10 protein-coding genes and 1 pseudogene are annotated in these 8,214 nt (G+C 70.3%); 9 read left to right on the top strand and 2 right to left on the bottom strand.

Translation table 11 applies throughout. From position 1 onward, the window contains the following. Positions 1 to 139: 139 nt before the first annotated feature. The 7 genes from VGP60_RS35730 (at position 140) to VGP60_RS35760 (ending at position 6,548) form a co-directional block, all read left to right on the top strand. The gene (locus VGP60_RS35730) at positions 140 to 1,270 is read left to right on the top strand and encodes a sensor histidine kinase (RefSeq protein ID WP_327552624.1); all 1,131 of its coding nucleotides are present in this window, start codon (positions 140 to 142) and stop codon (positions 1,268 to 1,270) included. Beyond that, positions 1,267 to 1,911: a response regulator transcription factor gene (locus VGP60_RS35735; protein WP_327552615.1), complete on the top strand. Its 645-nt coding sequence runs from the start codon at positions 1,267 to 1,269 to the stop codon at positions 1,909 to 1,911. The genes VGP60_RS35730 and VGP60_RS35735 overlap by 4 nt, the downstream gene beginning before the upstream one ends. Positions 1,912 to 2,015: 104 nt before the next feature. Then, entirely contained in the window at positions 2,016 to 2,441 is a 426-nt protein-coding gene (locus tag VGP60_RS35740) for a hypothetical protein (RefSeq protein ID WP_327552616.1), read from the top strand. A 6-nt stretch (positions 2,442 to 2,447) separates the two neighbouring features. Continuing rightward, positions 2,448 to 3,767 carry a DJ-1/PfpI family protein gene (locus tag VGP60_RS35745; RefSeq protein ID WP_327552617.1) on the top strand — a complete coding sequence of 440 codons (1,320 nt, stop codon included), beginning with the start codon at positions 2,448 to 2,450 and terminating at the stop codon, positions 3,765 to 3,767. A gap of 137 nt (positions 3,768 to 3,904) precedes the next feature. Beyond that, positions 3,905 to 4,741 carry a CPBP family intramembrane glutamic endopeptidase gene (locus tag VGP60_RS35750; protein WP_327552618.1) on the top strand — a complete coding sequence of 279 codons (837 nt, stop codon included), beginning with the start codon at positions 3,905 to 3,907 and terminating at the stop codon, positions 4,739 to 4,741. After that, on the top strand, positions 4,738 to 5,892 hold the full coding sequence (locus VGP60_RS35755; protein WP_327552619.1) for a sensor histidine kinase: 1,155 nt from the start codon (positions 4,738 to 4,740) through the stop codon (positions 5,890 to 5,892). The genes VGP60_RS35750 and VGP60_RS35755 overlap by 4 nt, the downstream gene beginning before the upstream one ends. After that, positions 5,889 to 6,548 (top strand): response regulator transcription factor, encoded by a 660-nt coding sequence (locus VGP60_RS35760; RefSeq protein ID WP_327552620.1) that lies wholly within the window; start codon positions 5,889 to 5,891, stop codon positions 6,546 to 6,548. The genes VGP60_RS35755 and VGP60_RS35760 overlap by 4 nt, the downstream gene beginning before the upstream one ends. A 110-nt stretch (positions 6,549 to 6,658) precedes the next feature. Here VGP60_RS35760 and VGP60_RS35765 read toward each other — a convergent pair whose 3' ends face one another. Beyond that, on the bottom strand, positions 6,659 to 7,138 hold the full coding sequence (locus tag VGP60_RS35765) for a GNAT family N-acetyltransferase (protein WP_327552621.1): 480 nt from the start codon (positions 7,136 to 7,138) through the stop codon (positions 6,659 to 6,661). Positions 7,139 to 7,211: 73 nt separating this feature from the next. Between VGP60_RS35765 and VGP60_RS35770 the strand changes: the two genes are divergently transcribed. Both VGP60_RS35770 and VGP60_RS41830 read left to right on the top strand, forming a co-directional pair. Next, on the top strand, positions 7,212 to 7,625 hold the full coding sequence (locus VGP60_RS35770) for an MmcQ/YjbR family DNA-binding protein (protein ID WP_327552622.1): 414 nt from the start codon (positions 7,212 to 7,214) through the stop codon (positions 7,623 to 7,625). Between the two features lie 312 nt (positions 7,626 to 7,937). Beyond that, positions 7,938 to 8,081 carry a hypothetical protein gene (locus VGP60_RS41830; RefSeq protein WP_414640459.1) on the top strand — a complete coding sequence of 48 codons (144 nt, stop codon included), beginning with the start codon at positions 7,938 to 7,940 and terminating at the stop codon, positions 8,079 to 8,081. Between the two features lie 20 nt (positions 8,082 to 8,101). Here VGP60_RS41830 and VGP60_RS35780 read toward each other — a convergent pair. Beyond that, positions 8,102 to 8,214, bottom strand: a pseudogene (locus VGP60_RS35780) (IS982 family transposase); the annotation flags it as partial.

Raw genomic sequence — 8,214 nt, forward strand, 5'->3', positions numbered from 1 at the left:
GGGGCGGGCACGTCCGGTGCTATGAACGGACCTTTCCTAGCCGGAAACGCTAGGAAAGGTCCGTTCATAGCGTGCCCGGGCCAGCCGCCCGGGGCCCCAACGACGTTGTACCCTCCTCACCAAGTCCTGGTTGACCCTGGTGTTCGGGGTCGAGCACAGTGGGGGCGTGCACTGGGCGCTGAGCATCCTGACGGTGATCGCGTACGCGACGCTGCCGCTCGGTTCCGCGAACTTCGAGCAGGAGCTCGTGCCGACGCTGGTCGTCGGGCTGGTCTACGCCCTGCTCGCCATCATCGGCTTCCGGTACGTCCAGCGGCGGGGCCGGGCGTTCGCCGTGGCGTACGTCTGCGTCCAGGTGCCGCTGGGTTTCGTCGTGTTCGCGCTGTCGGGTGCGGCGATCGGGGCCGTGCTGCTGCTGGTGGTGCTGGTTTCGCAGAGCGTGTTGTTGTTGCCGCTGCCCGCCGCCGCGGTGGTGGCCGCGATCATTCCGTTGATCCACATCGAGATGGAGCTGCCCGCCGGGCTGCGCGAGGGGCTCGGCACGTTGGCCGTCACCACGTTCACGCTCGTCGTGACCGAGTTGCTGGTGCGGGAACAGCGCGCCAGAGCCGAACTCGCGGCCGCCAACGAACAGTTGCGCGGGTACGCCGCCCAGGCCGAGCAGCTCGCGACCACCCAGGAGCGCAACCGGCTCGCCCGTGACATCCACGACGGGCTGGGCCACCACCTGACCGTCGTGCAGATGGTTCTGCAGGCCGCGCGCGCGGTGATCCCGACAGCCGGTCCCGACAAGCTCGACGCGATGCTCGCCAAGGCACAGGACCAGTCGAAGGAAGCGTTGGCCGAGATCCGCCGTTCGGTCGCGGCGCTGCGCGAGCCGCGGTGTGCACCGCTGGTCGACGAGGTGCGCGCGTTGGCCCGTGCGGCTTCCGAAGCGGGGGTGCCGACGGAGCTGGAGATCCTCGGCGAGTCCCGTGTGGTCCGCGCGGACGTCGAGGAGTCGCTTTTCCGGGCGGCGCAAGAAGGATTGACCAACGTCCGCAAGCACGCCGAAGCGACGGTGGCGACCGTCGTGCTCGACTACGGCAGCGCCGACCTGGTCCGGCTGGAGGTCCGCGACGACGGCCACGGGCTGCCCGCGAGCCCCTCACCGGATGCCGGGTTCGGCCTGGTCGGGCTCCGCGAGCGGGTGACCGGCCTCGGTGGGCAGGTGTCCGTCGACTCGGTCGCCGGGCGCGGCTTGACGCTGACCATCGAGGTGCCGGGATGACCGCCGTTCGCGTCCTGATCGTCGACGACCAGGCCCTGTTCCGCGAAGCACTGGCGACGCTGCTCGAGGTCCAGCCGGAGATCTGCGTGGTCGGCGAGGCGGGGAACGGCGAGCAGGCCGTGCGGCTGTCCGCCGAACTGTGCCCGGACGTGGTCCTGATGGATCTGCGGATGCCGGTCCTGGACGGGATCGCGGCCACCGACCGGCTGCGGGTCGAGCAGCCCGGGGTGCGGGTACTGGCATTGACTACGTTCGATGACGACGCGGACGTCTTCGCGGCGCTGCGGGCAGGCGCGGTCGGCTATCTGCTCAAGGACGTGTCCTCGGCCCGGCTGGTCGAGGCACTGGTCGCGGCGCGACGCGGGGAGTCGGTGCTGCAGCCCTCGGTCGCGGCCAAGCTCGTGGCCAGGGTGGCCCGGCTGCCGCGGGAGGACGCCGAGCCGCTGGTGGTGCCGTTGTCGGAGCGTGAGCTCGACGTCGTCCGGCTGCTCGCCGACGGCCGCAGCAACCGGGAGATCGCCGGGCGGCTGTTTTTGGCCGAGGGCACGGTGAAGAACCTCGTCAGCGGTGTGCTGTCGAAGCTCCAGGTGCGTGACCGCACCCAGGCGGCGCTGCGGGCCAAGGAGCTCGGCCTGTTCTGAAACACCGGCGAGTCATGACCAGAAGCATGACCTTCGGCACCTGACCGCGCCCCCGTCGCGGCCGAGGATCTCTTGTGACCGCAAGAGAACCCGAAGGAGTCATCGTGAATCCCGAACAGTCGATCGCCACGGACGCCCGGCGATCCGAACCTCAGCACCGGCCCGGTGCCGTGTGGCGCTTCACCCGGCACGCGCTGGAGATGATCGTCGCCATGGTCGCGGGCATGATCGTCCTGGAGCCGGTCTGGTCGTTCGTCTTGCCGGACCTGCCCGAGGTCGTGACCGCGCACGTACTGGTGATGGCCACGAACATGTCGCTGGGAATGGCGCTGTGGATGCGGATCCGCCGCCACGGCTGGGCCGGTATCGCCGGGATGTCCGCGGCGATGTACCTGCCTTTCCTTGTGCTGCTCCCGTTTTACTGGACCGGCGTGCTGTCCGCGATGGCGCTGATGACCGCGGGCCACGTGCTGATGCTTCCGGCGATGCTGGCCGCGATGCTGCGCCGTCGCCACGAGTACGGGTGCTGAGCGGCCATGCGTACCGTCCCGCGCGTCACGGTCACCGTCCTGGGCTTCCTGCTCGCAGCACTCGCCCTGCCCGCCGGTCTCGGTGCTTTGACCGCCACGTCTGCCTTCGGCGAGCGGTACGCCGCGCGAACCGACGGCGCGGCACCCGCGGCCGCACCGCTGAGGCACGACCCGGCGAAGCCGACCGCCGTGGTCGTGGTGGGGGAGTACGGCGCCGTCGTGTCCGACACACTCGCGCCCTACGAAATCCTGGCCACGACCGGCGCGTTCAACGTCTACACCGTCGCGCCCGCCGGCCACCCGGTTCCGCTGACCGGCGGGCTGGACCTGGTGCCGGACCTGACCTTCGCCGAGCTGGACCGCCTGCTCGGCGCCGCCGCGGACGTCGTCGTCGTACCTGCCCTGCCGGACGTCGGTGAGAGCACGTCGAAGCCGGTCGGTGACTGGCTCAACCGGCAGGCGGCCGGGGGATCGCTGCTGGTCAGCGTCTGCAACGGCGCCGCGGTGCTCGCCTCGGCCGGGCTGCTCGACGGGCGGCCGGCCACCGCGCACTGGTTGCGCATCGACGGCTATGAAGACCGCCACCCGGCCGTCGACTGGGTGCGCGGGACGCGGTACGTCGACGACGGCGACATCATCACCACGGCCGGGATCCTGTCCGGTATCGACGGCACACTGCACGTCGTCGAACGCCTCGCCGGGCCGGAAGCAGCGGCCAAGGCGGCGCAGGCGATCGGCTGGCGTCACTACCACGCCGGCACCGCGGCTTCGTTGGTACAGGCCCATTTTCGACCGGCCGACACCGTTGTCGGACTCAACACCGCGTTTCGCTGGGACCGCTCCACGACCGGTGTGCTGCTCACCGACGGGGTCGGCGAGATCGAGCTCGCCTCCGTCTTCGACACCTTCGGGCAGTCGCTGGCCGTCAGTACTCTGGCCGTGGGTCCCGGCGCCGAGCCGGTGCGCTCCCGGCACGGGCTGAAGTTCGTGCCGAGGGCGGATCCGTCGGCCGGTGAGCTCGACCGGCTGATGGTGCCGGGAGCGCGGGCCGCGGATCACCGCTACCTAGGACTGGAAACCGTTTATCCGCACCGGGATCCCGGCTTCGCGTTCGACGGAGTGCTGCAGGATCTGTCGCGCACCACCGACAACGCCACCGCGCGGTGGACCGCGAAGATCCTCGAGTACCCGGCCGACGACCTCACCCTGACCGGGTCGGCGTGGCCGTGGACCCTCACCCTCCGGCCGCTGGGACTGGCCGTTCTCGGTGTGCTGGCGGCGTTCGGCCTGATCCGGATCGGGCGGCGTGCACCCCGGAAACCGTGACCGCTCGGCACCGGGCTTGTCCCCCGTGCGAGCTACCCGCGAGTGTCCACTGTGCGGGGACGTTTCGCGGCCGCCGAATCCCTAGCGTTTCGCCGTAGCCGCGGCACCTTGGCCGCGGACCTCGTGAAGGAGTCATCATGCGTTTGCTGAAGCAGTTCCTGGCCGTCGCGGCGGTCGCCTTCGCCGGCGGTCAGGCCGTCGCCGCGGTGCAGGGGAACGCCTGGCTCACGCTGGTTCTCGGTGTCGTGACGGCCGTGCTCGCGATCTACGTCTACACGTGGGTGGTGCGGCGCACCGAACGCCGCGAGCCCACGGAGATCGCGCCGGCCGGAGCCGGCGTCCGGGCCGCACGGGGTGTGCTGATCGGGGTCGCGATGTTCGCGGCCGTGATCGCCAACATCGCCTTTCTCGGCGGCTACCACGTCAACGGCCTGGGTTCGGTCACCGGCGCGGTGGGGCTGCTCGGGGTCATGGCGGCCGCCGCGGTGACCGAGGAGCTCCTCTTTCGCGGCGTGCTGTTCCGCGTCGTCGAGGAACGCCTGGGCACCTGGATCGCGCTGGTGCTCACCGGTGTGGTGTTCGGTCTGTTGCACCTGGTCAACCCGGACGCCAGCTTGTGGGGCGCCACCGCCATCGCTGTCGAGGCCGGTTTCATGCTCGCCGCCTGCTACGCCGCCACCCGCAACCTCTGGGTGCCGATCGGACTGCACTTCGGCTGGAACTTCGCCGCGGGTGGCATCTTCAGCGCCGTGGTCTCCGGCAACGGCGAGTCGAAGGGACTGCTGGACGCCACGACGTCGGGCCCGGTCCTCGTCACCGGCGGGGACTTCGGACCGGAGGGCAGCCTGTACACCGTGGGGGCGGGCGTGGCGCTGACAGTGGTGTTCCTGTGGCTGGCCCACCGCCGCGGCCACATCGTCCCGCGTCGCCGTCGCGCGGCCGGTGCCGAGACGCCCGCTACTGTTTCCCGGTGATCGACTTCCTGAAGGTCCCGGGCCGGTGGCGGACATGGGATGTCACGGCCCGGGACCTTCCGCTCGCGCTGGTGCTGGTCTTCGCTTCGCTGCTGCCGGTGCTGCACAACCGCGGGACGCAGCTCGGAGACCTGCCTGCCCGTCCCTTCGACGCGCTGACCGTCGTGGTGATCGCCCTGGAGTGCCTCCCGCTCGCCATCCGGCGACGCTGGCCGACCCTCTGCCTCGCGCTGGTGTCGCTCGGTTTCACGCTTGACCAGCTTCGCGCTTACCACCTGGTCGCCGGCATCGCGCTGCCCATCGCGCTGCTGAGCGTGGCGGCGTATCTGGAACACCACCGGCGTACCACCGTGGTCCTGCTCTCCGCCGCGTACGTGCTGCTGGCCGTCGCGCTCAGTCGGCAGGGGTCGGCCGAAGGGGTTACCGGGTTCGCGACGTTCTACGTGGCGTTGGCCATCGCGTGGGGCGTAGGGGCCTGGCTGCGGTTGTCACGGGAGGCCGAAGCGGAACGCCGCCGCGGTGTCGCCGAGACCACGCGCACCGCCGAACGCACCCGCATCGCGCGCGAGCTCCACGACATCGTGACGCATCACGTGACGGCGATGGTGGTGCAGGCCGAGGCGGCGCGCTACCTGACCACCGCCCCCGAACGTCTCGACCAGACCCTGACCGCCATCAGCGACACCGGCCGGCGGGCGATCAGCGAACTGCGGCACCTGCTCGATCTGCTCAACCCCGACCACAGCACCGACGTGCGTATGCCGGCTGTCGGCGAGCTCCGCGTCCTCGTGGAGCAGACCCGGCTGGCCGGGCAACCGGTGGAGTTCACCGAGGACGGTGAGCCGGCGGAAACGCCCGGCAGCGCCGAGGTCGCGGCCTATCGGGTCGTGCAGGAGGCGTTGACGAACGCCCTCAAGTACGCCACCGGCAGCCGGACCACGGTCCATGTGCGACACGGCGAAAGGGAGACCACGGTGGAAGTCGGCACAGACGGCTTGGGGTCGTATGCCGCGTCCCCCGGCGGAAGCGGGCGAGGCCTGGCCGGACTCCGCGAACGGGTCGGCGTGCTGGGCGGCGAGTTCAGCGCCGGCCGCCGGACGGGCGGACGGTTCGTCGTACACGCCCGCATTCCCACCGGAAGCCCGTCGTGACCGCGCCCGTTCGCGTGCTGGTCTGCGACGACCAGGCGCTGATCCGCACCGGCTTCACCACGATCATCGACGCCCAGCCCGACCTCGAGGTCGTGGGCGAGTGCGGGGACGGGCGGGCCGCGGTCGAGCTCGCCAACCGGCTGCGCCCGGACGTGGTGGTGATGGACGTGCGGATGCCGGTGCTCGACGGCATCGAGGCGACCCGACTGCTGGCCGGTGCCGGGGTGGCCGATCCCGTCAAGGTGCTCGTCGTGACGACGTTCAATTTGGACGAGTACGTGTACGAGGCGCTGCGGGCGGGCGCGAGCGGGTTCCTGCTCAAGGACGCCCCGCCGGCGCAGTTGCTGCACGGGATCCACACCGTCGCGAGCGGTGCCGCGTTGCTGGCGCCCGAGGTGACCCGGCAGCTCGTGGGCCGGTACGCGGCGCGGATCCGGCCGGCCGGGGACGCGCCGGACAACGTCGCGCTGGCGCCGCGTGAGCTGGAGGTGTTGCGCCTCATCGCCCACGGCCTGTCCAACGGCGAGATCGCCGCGACGCTGGTGATCAGCCACGAGACCGTCAAGACCTACGTTTCGCGCATCCTCACCAAACTTGGCCTGCGTGACCGCGTACAAGCCGTGGTCTACGCCTATCGCAAAGGCCTGGTGACCTAAGCGATCACTCACTCAAGCCGCGAGATGTCGACATCACGTGATACCCCGCGTGCGCAACCATCGCCATCTGTCGACAGACGGCGGTCTTCTGCCCAATCTGTGGGCTGCGGTTATGCGGTGACCTGCTTGCCGTACCGGCGGCACGGAACGGGAACGGGGCCGGCGGCACTCGCCGCGAGATAGTCGAACGGACCCTCGTCGGCCCAGCCGTTGCGCTCGTAGAACTTGCGGGCGCGTGCGTTGCCCGCGACGACGGCGAGCCAGGCGCGCTGATAGCCGTTCGCCGCTACCAGCCGTTCGGCTTCGGCGAGCAGCACGGCCGCCACGCCGGTCCCGCGGTGGCCCGTCGACACGTAGACCTGTTCGACCTCGTCTCCGACCACCATCACGAAGCCCGCGACCTCGTCACCGGCCGTCGCGACCGTCGTGTCACCGACCCGCTCGGCGGCGCGGGAGCCGAACGACTCCTCGGTCCGGACGGCCAAGAGCGCGTCGGGGATATGACCCAGGTGGCCGTCGCGCCAGCCGTCGTACCAGATCAGAGCGACCGCGGGCGCGTCGCCGGGCTTCGCGGGACGGAGTGTCGGCACGCCGCCGAGTGTAGTGAAAGTGTCGGTGGTCGCCGGTAGGTTCGAACGAAGAACCGGACATGGGGAGGGAACGGTGACCGGATCGGGAGAGGTGCCGCGCGAGGTCGTCGACGCGCTGCGGTCGGTGTGCCTGGGGCTGCCGGAGACCTACGAGGAGCCCGCCTGGGTGGGCACCAGATGGCGCGTTCGCAAGCGGACGTTCGCGCACGTCGTCATGATCGACGAGGGGCGGCCGCCGGCGTTCGCGCTGGCCGCGGCGGACGACGGCCCGATCGTCGTGGTGACGTTCCGGTCGCCCGGCCCGGAGCTCGCCGCGCTGACCAGCGCCGGCCCGCCGTTCTTCCGGCCCGCGTGGGGCAGTGACGTCGTCGGCATGGTGCTCGGCACCGGCGTCGACTGGGACGAGGTAGCCGAGCTCCTCACTGAGAGTTATTGCGTGCTCGCGCCGAAGAGACTGGCCGGGCTGGTCGACCGGCCGGGCGCGTGAACGGAATTGTCGTTCCGGAACGGTCGGAATTCGCGTTTTCCGCACCCGGTCGACATCGATTATGGATACAGCCTGCCGTGACGGCATCCACCCTTTCGAGAATGGTCGTGCAATGGGTAATCCGTTGGTCGCCGATGTGAAGAGTTCGACCGAGGCATATACGGGCATCTCGTTGCCGGCAACCTGGCGTGGGAGAGCGACTTCAACGGCCGGGAGCGGCACTACCGTTACGACTCCGCGGGCCAGCTGGCTGAGCAGGTCAACGCCGCTGGGCAGACCGTCCGGCTGACGCGGGACGCGCTGGGCCGGGTCGTGCGGCGCGAAGACGGCGAGGCCAGCACGACCTACGCCTTCGACGCGGCGGGCAGGCTTCTGAACGCCCGCAACGCCGACGCCGAACTCGCCTTCGTCTGCGATGCCACCGGCCGGGTGCTGACGCCGACACCGACTAGATGATTGATTCCGTGAAGTTGGTGTTAGTGGTCGAGTGCGATCAGTGACCTTTTGCTGGTCACGTCGGTGTTCCAGTTGTGCCAGATGCCTGCTGCCATGGCGAGCAGGCGTTGCGCGACCCGCACAAGGACCCCGG

The organism is Amycolatopsis sp., assembly GCF_036008905.1.
Classification (GTDB): domain Bacteria; phylum Actinomycetota; class Actinomycetes; order Mycobacteriales; family Pseudonocardiaceae; genus Amycolatopsis.

Excerpts from the sequence above, each read along its gene's own strand:
- VGP60_RS35735 (WP_327552615.1), top strand. The coding sequence starts at position 1,267 with ATGACCGCCGTTCGCGTCCTGATCGTCGACGACCAGGCCCTGTTCCGC.
- VGP60_RS35745 (WP_327552617.1), top strand. The coding sequence starts at position 2,448 with ATGCGTACCGTCCCGCGCGTCACGGTCACCGTCCTGGGCTTCCTGCTC.
- VGP60_RS35750 (WP_327552618.1), top strand. The coding sequence starts at position 3,905 with ATGCGTTTGCTGAAGCAGTTCCTGGCCGTCGCGGCGGTCGCCTTCGCC.